This is a genomic window from Pseudomonas lutea (assembly GCF_000759445.1).
GTDB lineage: Bacteria > Pseudomonadota > Gammaproteobacteria > Pseudomonadales > Pseudomonadaceae > Aquipseudomonas > Aquipseudomonas lutea.
On the sequence record NZ_JRMB01000001.1, the window covers coordinates 2,075,605 to 2,094,366 of the forward strand.

The 18,762-nt window shown below is 63.3% G+C and carries 14 protein-coding genes; 3 read left to right on the plus strand and 11 right to left on the minus strand.

Features of this window, described 5'->3' with window-relative positions; all coding sequences use genetic code 11:
- Positions 1 to 55: 55 nt before the first annotated feature.
- From argE to LT42_RS08910, 10 genes are all read right to left on the minus strand, one after another.
- Complete coding sequence (gene argE, locus LT42_RS08865) at positions 56 to 1,213, minus strand: acetylornithine deacetylase (protein ID WP_037011675.1); 1,158 nt, start codon at positions 1,211 to 1,213, stop codon at positions 56 to 58.
- Positions 1,210 to 2,364 (minus strand): NAD(P)/FAD-dependent oxidoreductase, encoded by a 1,155-nt coding sequence (locus LT42_RS08870; protein WP_037011677.1) that lies wholly within the window; start codon positions 2,362 to 2,364, stop codon positions 1,210 to 1,212. The genes argE and LT42_RS08870 overlap by 4 nt, the downstream gene beginning before the upstream one ends.
- Positions 2,361 to 3,752 (minus strand): FAD/NAD(P)-dependent oxidoreductase, encoded by a 1,392-nt coding sequence (locus tag LT42_RS08875; protein WP_037011680.1) that lies wholly within the window; start codon positions 3,750 to 3,752, stop codon positions 2,361 to 2,363. Before LT42_RS08875 ends, LT42_RS08870 begins: the two co-directional genes overlap by 4 nt.
- Entirely contained in the window at positions 3,734 to 4,042 is a 309-nt protein-coding gene (locus LT42_RS08880) for a (2Fe-2S)-binding protein (RefSeq protein ID WP_037011682.1), read from the minus strand. The genes LT42_RS08875 and LT42_RS08880 overlap by 19 nt, the downstream gene beginning before the upstream one ends.
- Positions 4,039 to 5,880, minus strand: coding sequence for an ABC transporter ATP-binding protein (locus LT42_RS08885; RefSeq protein WP_037011684.1), 1,842 nt, complete (start codon positions 5,878 to 5,880; stop codon positions 4,039 to 4,041). The genes LT42_RS08880 and LT42_RS08885 overlap by 4 nt, the downstream gene beginning before the upstream one ends.
- 1 nt (position 5,881) lies before the next feature.
- Entirely contained in the window at positions 5,882 to 6,757 is an 876-nt protein-coding gene (locus LT42_RS08890) for an ABC transporter permease (RefSeq protein WP_037011686.1), read from the minus strand.
- On the minus strand, positions 6,754 to 7,710 hold the full coding sequence (locus LT42_RS08895; protein WP_037011688.1) for an ABC transporter permease: 957 nt from the start codon (positions 7,708 to 7,710) through the stop codon (positions 6,754 to 6,756). Before LT42_RS08895 ends, LT42_RS08890 begins: the two co-directional genes overlap by 4 nt.
- 12 nt (positions 7,711 to 7,722) lie before the next feature.
- Entirely contained in the window at positions 7,723 to 9,360 is a 1,638-nt protein-coding gene (locus LT42_RS08900) for an ABC transporter substrate-binding protein (RefSeq protein WP_037011690.1), read from the minus strand.
- A gap of 106 nt (positions 9,361 to 9,466) precedes the next feature.
- A complete protein-coding gene (locus tag LT42_RS08905; RefSeq protein ID WP_037011692.1) occupies positions 9,467 to 10,741 on the minus strand; it encodes an NAD(P)/FAD-dependent oxidoreductase in 1,275 nt (424 codons plus the stop codon).
- Between the two features lie 55 nt (positions 10,742 to 10,796).
- A complete protein-coding gene (locus tag LT42_RS08910) occupies positions 10,797 to 11,465 on the minus strand; it encodes a haloacid dehalogenase type II (protein WP_037011693.1) in 669 nt (222 codons plus the stop codon).
- A gap of 521 nt (positions 11,466 to 11,986) precedes the next feature.
- On the opposite strand from LT42_RS08910, the gene LT42_RS08915 reads away from it, so the two are divergent.
- The 3 genes from LT42_RS08915 (at position 11,987) to LT42_RS08925 (ending at position 15,839) form a co-directional block, all read left to right on the plus strand.
- Positions 11,987 to 12,838, plus strand: a complete 852-nt coding sequence (locus LT42_RS08915; protein ID WP_037011694.1) for a GNAT family N-acetyltransferase — start codon at positions 11,987 to 11,989, stop codon at positions 12,836 to 12,838.
- 20 nt (positions 12,839 to 12,858) lie between these two features.
- The gene (locus LT42_RS08920; RefSeq protein WP_037011696.1) at positions 12,859 to 13,572 is read left to right on the plus strand and encodes a cupin domain-containing protein; all 714 of its coding nucleotides are present in this window, start codon (positions 12,859 to 12,861) and stop codon (positions 13,570 to 13,572) included.
- An 803-nt stretch (positions 13,573 to 14,375) separates the two neighbouring features.
- On the plus strand, positions 14,376 to 15,839 hold the full coding sequence (locus LT42_RS08925; RefSeq protein WP_037011697.1) for an aldehyde dehydrogenase family protein: 1,464 nt from the start codon (positions 14,376 to 14,378) through the stop codon (positions 15,837 to 15,839).
- Between the two features lie 236 nt (positions 15,840 to 16,075).
- Here LT42_RS08925 and pepN read toward each other — a convergent pair whose 3' ends face one another.
- The gene (gene pepN / locus LT42_RS08930) at positions 16,076 to 18,757 is read right to left on the minus strand and encodes an aminopeptidase N (RefSeq protein ID WP_037011699.1); all 2,682 of its coding nucleotides are present in this window, start codon (positions 18,755 to 18,757) and stop codon (positions 16,076 to 16,078) included.
- Positions 18,758 to 18,762 lie beyond the last annotated feature (5 nt).

Sequence of the window (18,762 nt, forward strand, 5' to 3'; positions counted from 1 at the left end):
AGCGCCTTCAAACCAGCGTGCCGTGCTGAAATTCAACGCAGGACGGCAGGCTCTGCTACGCCTTCAGCGAGCCCAGCAAACCTTGCAAAAAGCGTTCACCGGCGTCCATCTGGCTGACCTCGATAAACTCGTCCGGCTTGTGCGCCTGCTCGATGGACCCCGGGCCACACACCACCACCGGCACATCGAGGCGCTGCTTGAACAGGCCGCCTTCGGTACCGAACGAGACCTTGTTCATGCCGGTGTCCGGCGCGGCAAATTGCTTGAGGAAGCTCACCGCCTCGACGGTGGGGTGGGTGTCGAGACCAGGGTAGACGTTGATGGTTTCGATCTCGATGGCCGCCACGCTCGAAAGCTTCTGCGCCTCACGCACAATCACTTCGGCACGCTCGCGCATCTGCTCGATGAATTGATCCAGGTTATCCGCCGGCAGGTTGCGCACTTCGAAATCCAGGGTGCACAGGTTCGGCACGATGTTCAGCGCCTTGCCGCCGCTGATCTGGCCGACATGCACGGTGCTGTAGGGCACGTCGTAGTCGGTGTCCTGCGCGCCGTGGTGTTGCAGGTGCTGCTGGCTTTCCCGCAGGGAAGCGATGAAGTCACAGGCCACGTGAATGGCGTTGACCGAACGCGGCGCCAGCGACGAATGCGCCTCCTGGCCCCGACAATGGGTGCGGTAGGAGCCCTTGCCCTTGTGGCCCAGGACGAACTGCATGTTGGTCGGTTCGCCGACCACGCAGAGAAACGGCCGCACAGGGGTCAGGTGCAGCACGTCGAGCAAGCGTCGCACGCCCACGCAACCGATCTCCTCGTCATGGGACAACGCCAGTTGCAGCGGGCGGTTGAGTGAGTGCTCTGCCGCGTCGAGCATGGTGTCGATGGCCAGGGCGATGAAGCCCTTCATGTCGCAGCTGCCACGGCCATAAATTCGCCCGTCCTGCACGGTGGCGGCGAACGCTGGAAAGGTCCATGCCTGCCCCGCCGCCGGCACCACGTCGGTGTGCCCGGAGAGCAGCACGCCGGGCTGGTCCTTCGGCCCGGTGCTGGCGAACAGGTTGGCTTTTTTGCCACTCGCGTCCTTGACGATCAGCGACTCGACGCCCTTGCTGAGCAGCAGGTCGCGGACGTACTCGATCAACGCCATGTTGGACTCTGACGACACCGTTTCGAAGGCCATCAGCCGTTTGAGAATCTCGAGGACGCGGGGTTTCATGAGGCTTGGCTCCGTTGCTCGGCAGGAAGGGCAAAACGCGTGATGGAAAATGGCTCGACGGGCGTTGTGGTGCTGCCGGTGGCGAGCAGTTCGGCCATCACGTCACCGACCCCCGGGCCCAGTTGAAAACCGTGGCCGCAGAAGCCGAAGGCGTAAAACAATCCCTCGACCGTGCCGCTGGCCCCCATGATGGGCAGCGAATCGGGCAGGTAGCCTTCGATACCGCTCCATACGCGGATGATGTTCAGGTTCTGGACGCCCGGCAGCAGGCGGCGCATCTGTTCGATCTGATTGACAATGCTGCGCGGCTCGACATAAGCGCGACGGTTGAGCATGTCCGGTTTGCTGCGAACGCCACCGCCGATAACGATATTGCCGCGGGGGATCTGGCGGAAGTAGATCACCTCCTCCGGAATCTTCGTGTACACGCCGATTACCGTCGGCAACGCGTAGGGCACCGGCTCGGTGACGGCCATCTGCGGGCCATGAGTATCCAGCGGCACCGGTTCGCCAAATTGCGCCGAGAGTTTCTGGCCCCAGGCGCCAGCGGTGATTAACAGTTGCGCGGCCTGATACCGGCGGCCGTCGGTGGTGGTGACGTGGAAATCACCGCCGACCTTCTCGACCTCGGCCACTTCCGTGCGCTCCTCAATCTGCGCCCCGAGCCGTCGGGCGGCGCGGGCGAAGGCCGGCGCGGCGAGGCGCGGGTTGGCGTGGCCGTCGTGGGGCGCGTGCGAGCCGCCTTTGACGTCTGCGCCGAGGAAGCCAAAACGCTGGTGCAGCTCGGCGCCGCGGTAGATTTTCAAATCCAGCTGCTCGGCTTCCGGCGCAGCCGCATAGGCCTCCAGCTCGGCAATTTCGTCCTCGCGATAACACACGCGCATGTGCCCGCTGGGGATGAACTCAAGGTCGTCGTCGATCAGTTCCGGCAGGCGTTTCCACAGCGCCCACGAGCGGTTGGCCAGCGCCAGTTGCCCAAGGAATCGCCCTTGTCGACGCACGTTGCCGAAGTTGACGCCGCTGGCGTACTGGCCGATCTGATCACGCTCCAGGAGGATCACCGACTGCCCGCGCCGGCGCAGAAAGAACGCCGTCGCCGCGCCCATGAAGCCACCGCCGACAATCACCACATCTGCTTTTTGCACGCTCACGGCGACACCTCCTCGATGAGCATCGACAATGGTTTGACCGGCGCCTGCCCGCGCTGGCGACCGACCTCCTGCACCTGCACACCCGCTTCTGCGGCAATCACCTCGGCACCCGCCTGGGAGCAATAACGCCCCTGGCAGCGGCCCATGCCGACGCGGCTGAAAGCCTTGGCTCGGTTGACTTCACAAGCGCCCTTCTCGTTGACCGTGCGGCGTAATTCGCCGGCCGTAATCATCTCGCAGCGGCAAATGATGGCGCTGTCGGGCAAGGCCTTCGCTTGTTCGCCGGGCCAGGGAAAGGCTTCGGCCAGGCCCAGACGAAACTGGTCCATCACCGCCAGCGCCTGTTGTTGTTCATCGCGCAGCCCGGCATTGAACGGCTGCTTGAGGTCTTCAAGCAGCGCCAGGGCCACGCGGCGTCCGGCGAGCTCGGCAGCATCGGCGCCACGAATCTTCGCCCCGTCGCCGGCGGCATACACGCCGCTCACCGAAGTACGACCGGCCTCGTCGGTCGCCAGCCACCATTGGCTGGAAGCCTGATCGAAGGCCATGGTGCAACCGGCCAGGTCACCCAACTGGGTTTCCGGACGCAGGTGATAACCCAGGGCGACGGCATCCGCCTGCACGGTCACGGCTCGGCCGCTGCCTGTGATAAAGCTCACCCCGGCCACGCCGTTGGCGGCATCCCCCAGTACCTGCTGCGGCTTGACGCCCAAATGTACCGGCACTTTGGCCTGATACAACTGCGCCAGGAACTTCATTCCGGTCCACAACAAACCTGGCCGCGCCAACAGTTTGGGCAGGGCTTTGACGCGCAGACTGAAGGGCGAAGTATCGAGGACCGCCGCCACAGTGGCGCCGGCTTTGACGTACTGACTGGCGACCAGATAAAGCAACGGACCGGTGCCCATGAACACCACACGATGGCCAATGGAAACGGCCTGATTTTTCAACGCGATCTGCGCCCCGCCCAGGCTGTAGGTGCCCGCCAGTTGCCAGCCTTCGACGGGCATCAGCCGGTCGGTGGCGCCGGTGCAGAGGATCAGCGCGTCGTAGTCCAGCGTGCTGTGACGGCCCTGACTGACGCAGCACAACTGCCCCGGCGTGAGGTTCCAGACCAAGGTGTCGGGTCGGTAATCGATGGCGCCGCGCAGGCGGTCGAACGTCTGGTGCAGGTCTTTGGCTTTGTCGGCTTCGCTGCCATACAAGGCGGAATAATCACGGGTGAAGCCGTCTGGCTGGCGGCGGTAGATCTGTCCGCCGTCGCGGCGGTTTTCGTCCACCAGAATCGGTTTGATGCCCGCCGCGAGCAGGGTTTCGGCACAGCGCACACCGGCAGGCCCCGCGCCCACGATAACGACCCGATGGGAACTCAGCTGTGAAGTGGCCATGTCGCCTCCGGTTGTGTGGTGACGATGTCCAGACCGTCGCGGACCTCATTGGAGCAGGCTCGCAGGCGTTCACCGCCACGGGTCCAGACCCAGCAATCCTGACAGGCGCCCATCAGGCAGAAACCGGCACGGCGGCCGCTGTCGAATTCCGACTGGCGCAGCGCGTTACCCTGGGTCAGCAACGCCACCATCAGCGTGTCGCCCTGCAATGCTTCGACCGGCGTGCCATCCACGGTCAGCCTGACCGTCGGCCGGCCCTGTTCGGCCAGCCTCACAAAACGCCCTTTCATGCATATGCTCCCAAGCTGGTAAGGGTAACGCCGCGCTGGGTGGCCAGCAGATCGGCGCCGTCGCGGTGACAGAGGATTTCGCTGCCGTTGTCCAGCGTGCGGCGCTTCGGCGCGGTCCGGTTGCACAGGCCGTCGACGCGCACCGGGCAGCGATTGAGGAAGGTGCACAGCTCAGGCAGGTTGGCCCGCTCGCCGATCGGAGGCAGCTCGCCATGGGTGGCGCCGCAGGTTTCCAGCCAGCCCTGGCGCAGTTCCGGCACCGAGTGAATGAGCAGGTCGGTGTACGGATGGTACGGTGCCTCGGTAAACGACTCGCGGCGGCCGGCGTGGACTTTGTGGCCGCTGTACATCACCACGATGTCGTCGCACAGCGCGCGCACGGTGGAGATGTCATGGCTGATAAACAGGTAGGACACCCCCAGTTGCTGACGCAGGTCGCGCAACAGTTCGAGAATCGCCGCGCCGACCACCGTGTCGAGGGCCGAGGTGACTTCATCGCAGAGGATCAGGTCGGGCTTGGCCGCCAGCGCCCGGGCCAGATTGACCCGCTGTTTCTGCCCCCCGGACAGCTCGTTGGGCCGGCGGTCGGCCATGTCCCGCGGCAGGCGCACCAGGTCGAGCAGCTCGCCGATACGCGCCTGCAACGCCGCCCCCTTCAGGCCGAAATACATTTTCAGCGGACGGCTGAGGATGGTTGCGACGCTGTGCATCGGATTGAGCGCTGTGTCGGCGTTCTGGAAGACCATCTGGATCCGCCGAAACTGCTCCGGCGTGCGCTCGGACAGGCTGCCACCCAAGGGCTGGCCGTCAAACGTAAGCGCGCCGAGGGCCGGGGTCAGCAGCCCCGCCACTACCCGCGCCAGGGTTGATTTGCCCGAACCCGACTCACCGATCACGCCAATGGCCTGACCCCGACGCACCGTCAGGTCGATGTCTTCGAGCACGCGGATGGCCGGCATGCCGTGCAGGTTTTTGTTGCCGTAGCCGGCGGTCAGGCCTGAGATGGTCAGCAACGGCGCCTCTTCGGCGACGCCGCAGGGCGGGCGAATGCGCGTGTCGGGGCGCGCCGCCGCCAGCAGGCTGCGGGTGTAATCGTGGGCCGGCGCCTTGAGCAGCGGCGCGGTGGCGCTTTGTTCAAGGATCTGCCCACCGTTGAGCACGACAATCTGGTCGGCCATTTGCGCGACCACCGCCAGGTCGTGGGACACGTAGACCGCCGTGGCGCCGCGCTCACGCACCACACGCTTGAAGGCCCGCAGCACGTCGATCTGGGTGGTCACGTCCAGCGCCGTGGTCGGCTCATCGAGCACCACCAGCAACGGGTCGCTGATCAGCGCCATCGCCGCCATCACCCGTTGCAGTTGCCCGCCGGACACCTGGTGCGGGTAGCGACGGCCGATGCGTTCCGGGTTCGGCAAGGCCAGGTCGTGGAACAGGCCGATGGCCTTGGCTTCCAGCTCCGCGCGGGTGCCGAGGCCATGGATCAAGGGGCCTTCCACCACTTGATCGAGGAGTTTTTTCGCCGGATTGAACGCTGCAGCAGCGCTTTGCGCGATGTAGGACACGCGATTGCCGCGCAGGCCCTGCAGCTGTTTTTCGCTCAGGGCGAGCATGTCGTGGTCGCCGACCTGCACCACGCCGCCGGACAACCGGCAGCCGCGCCGCGCATAACCGAGCAAGGCCAGGGCAATCGTGGTTTTGCCGGAGCCGGACTCGCCTATCAGTGCCAGCACTTCGCCTCTTTCAAGGGCAAAGCTAAGCCCTTTGACGATTTCAACCTCTTGGCCCGGATCACCGGCTACCACGCGCAAGTCTTCGACGCGAATCAATTGAGTCATATCAATGGCCTCCCGAGCGCCGACCACGTCGGGACGACAGGTAGTCGATCAGCAGATTGACGCCGATGGTCAGCGTGCCAATGGCCAGCGCCGGAATGATGATCGCCATTGCGCCCTGATTGAGGCCGCCGATGTTTTCCCGCACCAGCGAACCCAGGTCGGCGTCCGGCGGCTGCACGCCAAGGCCCAGAAAGCTCATGCCGCTGAGCAACAGCACGATGTAGCCGAAACGCAGGCCCAGGTCCGTCAGCACCGGATTGAGCATGTTTGGCAGAATTTCACGGCACGCCACGTACAACTTGCTTTCGCCCCGGGTGCGCGCCACTTGCACGTATTCGAGCGCTTCGATGTTCACCGCCATGCTGCGGGCCACCCGAAACGAACCGGGGATGTAACTGATGACCGCCGTGCAGATCAGCAGCGTGACTGACGAGCCAAATGCCGAGACCATGATCAACGCGAGCATTTTGCTGGGGATCGATATGAAGGCGTCCATGATCCGGCTGATGATTTCGTCCAGCCACTTTGGCGACACCACTGACAGCAGCGCGCAACCGGTGCCCAAGGTGCTGGCCAACAGCGCCGCCACCAGCGACAGGCCGACGGTGAAGCGCGCGCCCACCAGCACCCGGCTGAGCATGTCGCGGCCCAGGTAGTCGGTGCCGAACGGATGCGCCAGCGTGAAGCCTTCAAAGATGTTGTCGGAGATCACTTCGCCGACCGGGTGCGGCGCCACCCAAGGACCCAACAGCGCCACCAACAGCCAGATCACGCAGACGGCGGCGCCGACCAGCCCCAGCCAGGGCGGGTTGCCGGAGACTTTGGCCAGGGCCAGAGCAGAAGATGCAGGCCTGGATTTCGCAATGAGCGGGTTCATTGGTTTCTCAGCCTCGGGTTGGAGAGGATGGCGCACAGGTCGGCAAGTAAGACCAACGCCAGATAGGCCGCGCAGAACAGCATGGTGCAGGCTTGCACCAGGGCCATGTCGCGGTTGGTTACGGCATCGACCATCAGGCTGGCGATGCCGGGGTAATTGAAGATGGTCTCGACGATCACCACCCCGCCCAGCAGGTACGACAGGCTCAGGGCGATGGCGTTGGCAATCGGTCCAATCGCGTTGGGCAGGGCGTGCCGCAGCACGATGCGGATCGGGCTCACGCCTTTGAGACGGGCCATTTCTACGTAGGGGCTGTCGAGCTGGTCGATGACGGCAGCGCGGGTCATGCGCGCCATTTGCGCCACAATCACGCAGCACAGGGTCATCACCGGTAAGGCATAAGTACGCAAAAACTGCAGCGGCGAGGTGATGTCGGTGGCATAGGACAGCGCCGACAGCCAACCGAGGTTGACCGCGAAAATCAGCACCGCCAGGGTCGCCACCAGAAACTCCGGCACCGCGACCATGGCCAGGGTGATGAAGCTCAGGCAGCTGTCGATGCGCCCGCCCCGGCCCATGGCCGAACCGATGCCGAGGATCAGCGCCAGAGGCACAGACACCAGCGCCGTGGCCGCCGCCAGCATCAGCGTATTCGGCACGCGGCCGGCCATCAATTCACCCACCGGCATGGCGTTGGACACCGACTGGCCCATGTCGCCGGTCAGCAGGCTCATCAACCAGTGCAGATAGCGCAACACGCCGGGTTGATCGAGCCCCAGTTTCAGGCGCAGCGCCGCCACCTGTTCCGGGGTGGCGAACTGACCGAGGGATTGCTGCGCCGCGTCGCCCGGCAGCACGGCCGTGATCGCGAAGACGACCATCGACACGATCAATAAGGTCACGATCCCGGCACCGAAGCGCCGGCAGATCAACCACAGCGTATGGCTATTCATCGCACAGCCTCCTCAAGCGTCCAGCCACACCTGTTCGGCGAACATGTAACCCATGAAGCCGCCCAGCGGGTTAGAGTCGTAGCCCTTGATGCGCTGGTCGACGCCGTCGATGTTGCTGATGAACACCGGTACGCCGATGCCGCAGTGATCGTGAACCAGCGTTTGCATGTCGCCATACATCCTGGCGCGCTTGGCGTCGTCGGTTTCGCCCCGTGCCAGCATCAGCAACTGGTCAAACTGGTCGTTCTGCCACCCGGACTCGTTCCACGGCGCCTTGGACTGGAAGAACTGGGAGAACATCACGTCGGCGTTCGGCCGCGGGTTGATGTTGCCGAAACTCAACGGGTGCTTCATCCAGTGGTTGGACCAATAGCCGTCGCTGGGCAGACGGTTCACGTCCAGCTTCAGCCCGGCCTGTTTCGCCGACTGCTGCAGCAGCACGGCGATGTCCACCGAACCGGTGGCGGCAGGCGACGCCATGACCGGCATGGTGATGCTTTCCATGCCGGCCTTCTTCAGCAGGAACCTGGCTTTTTCAGGGTCGTAAACGGTCTGCGGCAAGTCAGTGTTGAAGTAGCGCGACCCTGGGGCAATCGGGTGATCGTTGCCGACCACGGCGAAGCCACGGAACACGGCTGACTTGACCTGTTCGCGGTCCAGCAACAGCTTCATGGCCTGGGTGAATTCCGGGCTTTTGCCGGGCAACTGGTCTTGGCGAATGATCAAATCAGTGTAGTTGCCCGACGGTGCATCGACGACGCGGTGCTTGGGGCTGGCAGCAATGCGCGTGGTGGAGCGCGGGTTAACCTCGTTGATCATGTGTACGTCGCCGGACAGCAGCGCGTTGACCCGCGATGGCTCGTCGCCAATGGCGATGAACTCGATCTCGTCGAGGTACGGCAGGCCCGGTTTCCAGTAGTTCTTGTTGCGCACGGCCACCGAACGGACACCCGGCTTGAACTCGCCGACGGTAAACGGCCCGGTGCCGATGCCTTTGTTGAAGTCGGTGGTGCCCTCGGGAACGATCAGCAGGTGTGACACGGCGAGGATCGACGGCAGTTCGGCGTTCGCGGCGCTGAGGCGAATCTGCACCTCGTTAGGGCCGGTGGCCTTGATCTCGGCAAACTGCTCCATCAGCGGCATGACTTTGGAACCGGTCAGCGGGTCCTTGTGGCGGCTGAGGGAGAACACCACGTCGGCGGCGCTGAGGCCTTTGCCGTTGTGGAACGTCACGTCCTTGCGCAAGGTGATGGTCCACAGCGTGGCATCTACGTTGTCGATGCGCTCGGCCAGCTCCAGCTGCGGCACCAGATGCTTATCGAAACGGGTCAGGCCGTTGTAGAACATGTACTGACGGGCATAGTCGGTGGACAACGCACCCTTGGCCGGGTCGAGGGTGTCGGCGGTGGAACTGGACATGCCGGCCACACGAATCTTGCCGCCAGGCTTGCCCTTGCCGCCGGCGGTGGCTTCTTCGGCGAACAGTTTGCCGGCGCTGCCGAACAGGCTGCCCGCCCCCGCTGCAGCGACGCCAGCCAGGCCGAGCATCTGCAAGGCGTTGCGCCGCGACATGCCGCGATTGAGGCCTTCAAATACCCGCAGGCTGTCTGGGCCGGAGATAAGCTCGGGGGTGTCTTTGTGGTCAGTCATATCAGGCTACCTGTCGATGATCGGGATATTCGAGTGCTCACGGATGTCCGGAGCGTCCTGGAAACGCAAACGACGGTGACGCTACAGCGGCGAGTCAGTGCATGATTCAGTGCAGATAGTCCTGCAAGCGGTAATAGGCGCCCACAAACGGCAGAAACCAGGGCTTGCCGAAGTGCCCGGGGATCGCCGGCCATTCCAGCTCACGCCAGGGATTGGCCGCTGCGTTGCCGGCCATGACCTCAGCCATGACCTGGCCCATGTGCACCGACATCTGCACGCCATGGCCGCTGTAACCCATGGAATGAAACACGCCGCCGTGCTGGCCGGCGCGGGGCAGACGGTCGGACGTCATGTCCACCAGGCCGCCCCAGCAATAGTCGATCTTCACGTCGGCCAATTGCGGGAACATCTGAAGCATTGCCGCCTGCAGCACCTTGCCGCTCTTGGCGTCGGACACGCCGTCGGACATGGCAAACCGCGCGCGGCCGCCAAACAGCAGGCGGTTGTCCGGGGTCAGGCGGAAGTAGTTGCCGATCATCCGGCTGGTGACGTACGCCCGATGCTGCGGCAACAACTGGTCGATCAGCGCCTGAGGCAAGACTTCGGTGGCGATGACAAAACTGCCCACCGGCACGATCCGCCGGCGGTACCAGCCAAGGTCCCCGTGCTGGCAAGCGCCGGTCGCCAACAGCACCTGACCTGCCTGCAGCGAACCCTTGGCGGTGTTGACCTGATAACCGCCAGCCTTGGGCTTCCAGTCCTTGACCGGGGTGTGTTCGTAGACCATTGCGCCGCGGCGGGCAGCGGCTTCCGCCAGCCCGACACCAAAACGGCCGACGTGCATCTGAACGCCATTACGCTGCAACAAGCCACCGTGAAACTGCGCCGAGTTGACTTCGGTACGGGTTTGCTCGGCATTCAGCAGCTCGACATCGGCGTCCACCTCCTGACGGATCAGCTCGCAGGTGCGAGCCAGGCCTTCGTAATGCAGGGGTTTGGCCGCCAGTTTGAGCTTGCCGTTGCGCACCAGATCACAAGAGATTGCTTCCTGCTCGACCAGCGAAACCACGGTCTGCACCGCGCTTTCATACGCCTGGTAATAGGCTCGCGCTTTGGCCGCACCGAGGCTGGCGCGCAGACCGGCGTAGTCCTGCGCCACGCCGGTATTGCACTGCCCGCCGTTGCGCCCCGAGGCTTCGCCGATCACGCGACCGGCGTCCAGCACCACCACGCTGGCACCCTTGAGCGCTAACGCACGTGCTGCCGACAGGCCGGTGAATCCACCCCCGATCACGGCCACGTCGACCTGCCCGGGCAAGCCGCCGAGTTGGGCACCGGTGAAGGCCGGTGCGGTGTCGAGCCAATAGGATTCACTGCCCATCTTTAACCCCTTGCGTCAAAACCTGCGTGCCGAAAACCGGTAGACGGTGCCTGAGTTACAGCCCCACCAGCGCCGGCAGTCCGCCGATGTCGGTAATTTGCTGATACTCGAAGAACGCATTCGCCGGTACTTCATGCCCACGGGCCACGAAGGCCTTGTGCTTGATCTTCATGTCGTGGGCCGACATCAGGTCGTAACGGAAGCTGGAAGACACATGCAAGATGTCTTCCGGGCCGCAGCCGAGGTTGTCGAGCATGAACTCGAACGCGGCCAGACGTGGCTTGTAGGCCTGGGCCTGTTCGGCGGTGAAGACCTTGTGGAACGGCGCGCCGAGCTTGTCGACGTTGGACATGATCTGGCTGTCGCTGGCATTGGAGAAGATCACCAGGGGAATCTTGTCGGCGATCTTCGACAGACCGGCCGGCACGTCGGCATGGGGACCCCAGGTCGGCACGGCGTCGTAATACAGCTGGCCTTCATCACGGTACTCCACGCCCCAACGTTTGCAGGTTCGGGCCAGGGCGGTCTTGAGAATGACGTCGTAGGGCTGCCAGTCGCCCATTACCTGGTCGAGCCGGTAGGCCGAAAAGTCTTTGACGAACTGGTCCATCTGTTCAGGCTTGACGCGGTCGGCGAACAGCTCGCGGGTCATGGTGCCCATGTGGAAGTTGGTGAGCGTGCCGTAGCAGTCGAACGTAATGAATTTGGGACGAAGAAAGCTCATTGAGTGCGGTCCTGAAGTCAGTTGAGTGTGGCAAGCGTTCGCTGCCCTGGCGGCGCGGCGGCCTCGTTGCAGCACAGGTTCATTACATCACTGTGAAATCAGCATATGCCGTCTAAAACGACCCGCGCTCAATACAAACCACCGTTTTGGTGGCTGGCCTCAGCAGACTTTGCGGTGCGCGCCAGGCTTGGGCGGGGCCTGTGTTTGTGCGCCTTTAGGGGGCTTTTCCGGGGATTGCAGCGTGGGAAGGCTTAAGAATGGGGCTTGCGGCGGCAGATAATGTGGCGAGGCGGCTTGATCGCCTGCACGCAGAGCGCAGGATCGATCGTAGCGGCTGAAACGATAAAATCCGGGCTTGGCATTTGCTGCCGCACTCGCCCCGGATTTAAGTACGAAGTAGGGTCCCGTCCCCCGGCGCGGGACGAATCTGCCGAATATGCCAACGCCCCTTGTCAGCCCTCGCATCAGGTGGGATACAGGCCTCCAGCGCTTACCTTAATAATGCATAACGGAGCCTCGCCATGTCCGCCCTGCCACACCCTTCTTATACCTACCGCCCCATGACCGTGGCTGACCTGCCCGCCGCCCACGACCTGTCGGTTCAACTGAAGTGGCCCCACCGCCTGGACGACTGGGCCATGTTGCATCGGGTCAGCGACGGCTTCGTGGTGATGGACGGCAGCCGCCTGATCGGCAGCGCCTTTGTCTGCCCTCAAGGTGATTTCGCAACCATCGGGCTGGTGATCGTCAGCAGTGATTATCAGGGCCAGGGCATCGGCCGCCGCTTGATGGAGATGGCCCTAGCCGCATGCGAGCCGCGCACGCCGACCCTCAATGCCACCGTTGCCGGCAAGCCGTTATATGCCAGCCAGGGTTTTGTTGAGTTTGGTCGGGTGCAGCAGCATCAAGGCCAGGCCATCGTGCCGGCGTTGGTGGAGCTGGCGGACGGCGAAACCTGCCGTGCCCTTAATGCTGACGATCATGCTGCCCTGCTCACCCTCGCCAACGCCGCCAGCGGCCTGGACCGCAGCGACGTGTTGCGCGACCTGCAAGTGGAGCACGCCGTGGGCATCGAGCGTGACGGTCAGCTGCGCGGCTTCGCCCTGCTGCGACCGTTCGGGCGCGGGCGCTGCATCGGCCCGGTGGTGGCGGAGAACAGCCATCAGGCCAAACACCTGATCGCCGTTTTGCTGGCGCAGGTGCCGGACACGTTTGTGCGCATCGACATCCCCGTGGCGTGCGGCCTCAGTGACTGGCTGGAAGCAGCAGGCCTGAAGAACATCGACACCGTTGTTCAGATGGCGCGGGGCACGCCGCCCGAGTCCAGCCAGGGCATTCAACCTTTTGCGCTGATCACTCAGGCGATCGGCTGATTCCCCACGGAGCGTTACCCATGTCTACTCCCGGTATTTTGCTGTTGGCGCGTGCTGATGGCAGCGGCGTTGCGACGTCGTTTAGCTCGGCGCCGTTAAACGCGCGTGACCCCTTCGCCGAGGCACGAAAGGTGGCGTGGCGAGGCGACGATGGTGTGTCTGCCGGTGTTGTGCGGTTCAGCGGCGATGCCTTGATTGAGGATTTTCCCTATAGCGAGACGCTGGTGGTGCACGCCGGGCATGTGGTGTTGAGCAGTGCGGACCAGACGCTTGAGTTGGGCATCGGGAGCAGCGCGGTGATTGGCCGTGGCAGTCGCGTCACGGTGCAGGCGAGCGCTGGCAGCGAGTGGGCATTTTGTGCGGTGGATGTGGAAAACGCACCGGCGCGCCCCGGCTTGACGCTGTTGCCGGCGCATCTGTGGCTGGATCCGTCTGCGACGCTGGAGCCGCCGATTTTGATTGGACCGGCGCCGCAGTGTCGGGCGTTGAGTCTGTTTGATGATGCGGTGACGGAGTTTAAAGTGGGGATTTGGGATTCGACGCCTTATCAGCGTCATGGTCGTGCGCACCGGTTGCATGAGTTGATGCATCTGTTGGAGGGGAGCGTGACGCTGGCGGATGAGGCGGGTGTTGAGGTGACGGTGAATGCGGGTGATACGGTTTTTGTGGCGAAGGGGGCGTTTTGTGCGTGGACGAGTGCGGTTTACGTTCGCAAGGTATATGCGGTGAAATAAGCGTTTTTTCAGATCAAGATCAAGGGCGTCGGCCTAACGGCCTCGGGTTTCGCCTTCGGCGAGTTACTTGGAAAAACACCCCAAGTAACCAAGGGTGCTTGCTCCTGGTTGGGCCCTTCCTTCGTCAGGGTTCCTTCACTTCGGTCTCGCTCCGTGGGCCCGCCGCCATCCGCCATCCATGGCGGGGGGCGGCTCTCGCGGCATCCATGCCGCTCGGCCCACTCCACGAGACCTGCGTTCAGCCTGCACCCAAGTCGCGATTGGCGGTGACTGGACTTTTTGTATACGGAGATCAAAAGCGCTCTTAAAGCAGATCAAAAACTTCCCGGCTGAAGCCGGTCCCACTGAAAAACGCCGACACCTTGTGGGACCGGCTTTAGCCGGGAAGCCTTTGATCTCGATCGTATCGATCGTTCCCACGCTCTGCGTGGGAATGCATCCGCTGACGCTCCGCGTCATCGCCACCACTGGTGTTCAAGCACTGATTGTGGGACCGGCTTTAGCCGGGAAGCCTTTGATCTCGATCGTATCGATCGTTCCCACGCTCTGCGTGGGAATGCATCCCCTGACGCTCCGCGTCATCGCCACCACTGGTGTTCAAGCACTCATTGTGGGACCGGCTTTAGCCGGGAAAGCGTCGGCAGTTACACCGCAAAACTGATGGCGCGCACGCCGCCGGATTCAGCAGATTCTCCCTTGCAGGCTGCAACAACGGCATCTTTCGCCTGGGCCGGTTTGTTAGCGTATGAGGACGTTTGAACGGGCTGTTCGCAGCACTTTTTCCGCTCCAGGGAGCTCACCGGATGACCTCACACCCTTTCAACACCCACGGCACTGAGCTGCAACACGCCGGGCATTTTTACATCAACGGCGAGTGGGCATCCCCCGTTGTTCCAGCCCGTCTTCCCGTGGTCAATCCAGCCACTGAAGAGGTGGTGGCCCAGGTGGCGCAAGGTTCGGCCGAGGACGTTGACCGGGCCGTGGCAGCTGCGCGGGGGGCGTTCGCGGGCTGGTCCGCAACGCCGGCCGTAGAACGCGCAGCGATTCTGGGGAAAATCCATGCATTGATCTTGGAGCGCAAAGAGTCGCTGGCCCAGACCCTGTCGCTGGAGATGGGCGCGGCGATCAGTTTCTCCCGTTCCATGCAGGTGCCGTTGGCCGCCGAACACGTACGCGTCGCCCGGGATCTGCTGTCCACCTATCGCTTTCAGACCGTCGAAGGCACCACCGCCATCGAACGTGAAGCCATCGGCGTCTGCGGCCTGATCACGCCATGGAACTGGCCGCTGTACCAGATCACCGCCAAAGTCGCGCCGGCCATTGCTGCCGGTTGCACGGTGGTCCTGAAACCCAGCGAACTCTCACCCTTGAGTGCCCTGCTGTTCGCCCAGCTGGTGCACGACGCCGGCCTGCCCCCCGGCGTGTTCAACCTGGTCAACGGCAGCGGTCCTGACGTCGGCGCAGCCCTCGCCTCGCACCCTGACATCGACATGATTTCCATCACCGGCTCAAACCGTGCCGGCGCCCTCGTCGCGCAGGCGGCTGCGGTGACGGTGAAACGCGTGACCCAGGAATTGGGCGGCAAATCGCCGAACGTCATGCTGCCCGACGCTGACTTCGCCAAGGCGGTGCCGCTGGGGGTGCTGTCGGCCCTGCGCAACGTCGGCCAGTCGTGCAGTGCGCCTACCCGAATGATCGTGCCCCGCGCCCGCCTCGCCGAAGTCGAGGCATTGGCAACGGCCACCGCCAATGCGTTGATCGTCGGGGACCCGCAATCGCCGGATACCCAACTCGGGCCAATTGCCAATCAAGCCCAGTTCAGCCGTGTTCAAGCCATGATCCAGACGGGCATCAGCGAAGGGGCGAAACTGTTGTGCGGCGGGCCGGGCCGTGTGCATGGGTTTGAAAAAGGTTATTACACCCGGCCGACGGTGTTTTCCGAAGTGGACTCAGCGATGCGCATCGCGCAAGAGGAAATCTTCGGTCCGGTGCTGTGCATTCTCGCCTACGACACGATCGACGAAGCGGTGGCCATCGCCAATGACACCGTCTACGGCCTGGGCGCCCATGTGCAGGCGCAGGACCTGGAACTGGGCCGAGCAGTCGCCTCGCGCATCCGCGCCGGGCAAGTGCACCTGAACTATCCGGCGTGGGACCCCATGGCGCCCTTCGGCGGCTACAAGCGTTCGGGCAATGGCCGCGAGTACGGCGTGCAGGGGTTTGAAGAGTATCTCGAGACCAAAGCCATTATCGGCTTCAACGCCTGATCGACCGCTCGCCGGAATTGGACATCTCGGCTTGTGGGACCGGCTTCAGCCGGGAAGGCGTCATTCGTCGCACCGCAAACTGGATGACACACAAACCGGCCTCTTCCCGGCTAAAGCCAGTCCTACAAAGGCATCGGCGTGCAAGACAACGTCCAAAGCCGCTGAAACCTTGAAGCAGCGCCCACAAAAAAGGGCTGTCCGCGCAAACGGACAGCCCTTTTCAACAATCGCCCGAGTTACGCCAGGCTTTTGCTCACCACTTCATAGACGTCCGGCGACAGCGGGCCGGAGGCCAGGATGCGCTCCAGTTCCGCCTTCATCAGCGCTTGCCGCGCGCTGTCGTATTTGCGCCAGCGGGTCAACGGCGCCAACTGGCGCGATGCGATCTGCGGGTTGAAGCCGTTCAGTTCGATGACCAGATCGGCCAGGAAGCGATAGCCGGAACCGTCCGCTGCATGGAAGTTGATCAGGTTCTGGCCGGCAAACGCACCGATCAGCGCACGCACCTTGTTCGGGTTCTTCATGGTGAAGGCCGGGTGCTGCATCAGCGCTTTGACGCGTTCCAACCCGCCCGGCAACGTGCTGCCCGCCTGCACGCTGAACCACTGATCCATCACCAGCGCGTTGTCCTTGAAGTTCTCGGCAAACACTTCAAGCGCCTTGGCCTTCTCGGCGTCGAACGGCGAGTTCACCAGCACGGCCAGCGCGGTCAGGCGCTCGGTCATGTTGTCGGCAGTGTCGAACTGGTCGATGGCCGCGGCCAGCACTTCAGGTTTGCCGGTCAGCATCAGGTACGACAGCGCGATGTTCTGCAGCGTACGGCGAGCGAAGTGCTCGGACGCGGCCACGTACGGCGTCTGCCTGGACAGTTCACGGTTGGTCTGATAGCGCTTCCACAAGGCGTCGCTGAGGTTGTCAGCCAGTTGCTGGCGAGCAAACTCGCGTGCGGCGTGGATGGCATCGACGTCCGCCACTTCGCTGATTTCGATGAGGTACGCCTCACCCGGCAGCGACAGCATCTCGGCGACCATGGCCTGATCCAGGCTCTCATCCGACAGCACGGTGTGCAGCGCGGTGATCAGGCGCTGGTCCATGACCAGAAGCTCGCCTTTCTGGTGCTGGGCGATCATGTCCTGAAGCACCTGAACCGACAGTTGCTGCCCGGCATCCCAGCGGTTGAAACCGTCGCTGTCGTGTTGCATCAGGAACATCAGCTGGTCGCGGTTGTACGGGAAGCTCAGTTTCACCGGAGCGGAGAAGCCGCGAAGCAAGGAAGGCAGCGGCTGCTCAGCGATGTCGACGAAGGTGAACGTCTGCTCGGCTTCGGTGACTGAAAGCACGCGTGAGGTATTCACCGCCGGCGCTTCGCCCTGCAACCGCAGAGGCAGTTCCTGGCCCTCGGCATCCAGCAAGCCCATGGCAACCGGAATCACAAACGGCAGTTTCTGCTCACCCGGTTGGCCCGGCGTGGTCGGTGCGCTTTGGCGGAACGTCAGGCTGTAGGTTTTGGCGTCGGCATCATAGGATTCGCTGACCGCCAGACGCGGCGTGCCGGCCTGGGAGTACCAGCGCTTGAACTGGGTGAAGTCGACACCGTTGGCGTCTTCCATGGACTTGATGAAGTCGTCGCAGGTCACGGCCTGGCCGTCGTGGCGCTCGAAGAATAAATCGGTGCCCTTGCGGAAGCCCTCCACGCCCAGAAGCGTGTGGATCATGCCGACCACTTCCGCACCCTTCTCGTACACGGTCAGGGTGTAGAAGTTGGAAATCTCGATGAAGCTGTCCGGGCGCACGGCATGGGCCATGGGGCCAGCGTCTTCGGCGAACTGGTGCGTGCGCAGGTAGGCCACGTCTTGAATGCGCTTGACCGTGGCGGAGTTCATGTCGGCCGAGAAGCCGGAATCACGGAACACCGTGAAGCCTTCTTTCAGCGACAGCTGGAACCAGTCGCGGCAGGTGACGCGGTTGCCCGACCAGTTGTGGAAGTATTCATGGGCGACGATGGCCTCGACCCGCTGGTGTGCAGCGTCGGTGGCCGTCTCGGCGCGGGCCAGCACGGCGCTGGAGTTGAAGATATTGAGGCCCTTGTTCTCCATGGCGCCCATGTTGAAGTCGTTGACCGCCACGATCATGAAGATGTCCAGATCGTATTCGCGGCCGTAAACCTCTTCGTCCCAGCGCATGGACTTCTTCAGGCTGTCCATGGCGTGCTGGCATTTATCGACGTTTTCGGGCTCGACGAAGATGCGCAACGTGACCTTGCGGTCGGTCATGGTGATGAAGGTGTCCTCGATGCACCACAGGTCGCCAGCGACCAGCGCGAACAGGTAAGCCGGCTTCTTGAACGGGTCTTCCCAGGTGGCCCAGTGACGGCCTTCTTCCTCGGACGGGCCGGCGGCAATCAGGTTGCCGTTGGACAGCAGGATCGGGAAGGCCTGCTTGTTGGCGCTGACCGTGGTGGTGAACTTGCTCATCACGTCCGGGCGGTCGAGGTAGTAGGTGATCTTGCGAAAGCCTTCGGCTTCGCACTGGGTGCAGAACATGCCGCTGGACTTGTACAGGCCTTCCAGCGCGGTGTTGGTTTCCGGGTGGATCTTCACGCTGGTGTCCAGCGTGAAAGACTCGCTGGCCGGCTGCACCGTCAGGCTGTCCGACGTCAGCTGATAGTCCTGCGGCGTGAGCTCGGCGTCCGCCAGTTTCACCGACAGCAGCTCAAGCAACTGACCGTCGAGCACCAGTGGCGGCAACGCGCCGCCTTGTGCCAGCTGGGCGCGCTCGGGGTTGCGGCGCATCACCAACTGCGCATGAACCAGCGAATGGTCCTCGAACAATTCAAAGGTCAGGTGGGTCTCGTCGATGAGGTACTCAGGCGCCTGATAGTCCTTCAGGTAAATCATTTTCGGCTGGTCGGTGCGCATGGTGC

Bases quoted from the DNA above. Each gene is read 5' to 3' on its own strand.
- LT42_RS08915 (WP_037011694.1), top strand. From the start codon at position 11,987: ATGTCCGCCCTGCCACACCCTTCTTATACCTACCGCCCCATGACCGTG.
- LT42_RS08885 (WP_037011684.1), bottom strand. From the start codon at position 5,880: ATGACTCAATTGATTCGCGTCGAAGACTTGCGCGTGGTAGCCGGTGAT.
- LT42_RS08900 (WP_037011690.1), bottom strand. From the start codon at position 9,360: ATGACTGACCACAAAGACACCCCCGAGCTTATCTCCGGCCCAGACAGC.
- LT42_RS08910 (WP_037011693.1), bottom strand. From the start codon at position 11,465: ATGAGCTTTCTTCGTCCCAAATTCATTACGTTCGACTGCTACGGCACG.
- LT42_RS08905 (WP_037011692.1), bottom strand. From the start codon at position 10,741: ATGGGCAGTGAATCCTATTGGCTCGACACCGCACCGGCCTTCACCGGT.
- LT42_RS08875 (WP_037011680.1), bottom strand. From the start codon at position 3,752: ATGGCCACTTCACAGCTGAGTTCCCATCGGGTCGTTATCGTGGGCGCG.
- LT42_RS08895 (WP_037011688.1), bottom strand. From the start codon at position 7,710: ATGAATAGCCATACGCTGTGGTTGATCTGCCGGCGCTTCGGTGCCGGG.
- LT42_RS08890 (WP_037011686.1), bottom strand. From the start codon at position 6,757: ATGAACCCGCTCATTGCGAAATCCAGGCCTGCATCTTCTGCTCTGGCC.
- pepN (WP_037011699.1), bottom strand. From the start codon at position 18,757: ATGCGCACCGACCAGCCGAAAATGATTTACCTGAAGGACTATCAGGCG.
- LT42_RS08880 (WP_037011682.1), bottom strand. From the start codon at position 4,042: ATGAAAGGGCGTTTTGTGAGGCTGGCCGAACAGGGCCGGCCGACGGTC.
- LT42_RS08925 (WP_037011697.1), top strand. From the start codon at position 14,376: ATGACCTCACACCCTTTCAACACCCACGGCACTGAGCTGCAACACGCC.
- LT42_RS08920 (WP_037011696.1), top strand. From the start codon at position 12,859: ATGTCTACTCCCGGTATTTTGCTGTTGGCGCGTGCTGATGGCAGCGGC.
- argE (WP_037011675.1), bottom strand. From the start codon at position 1,213: ATGAAACCCCGCGTCCTCGAGATTCTCAAACGGCTGATGGCCTTCGAA.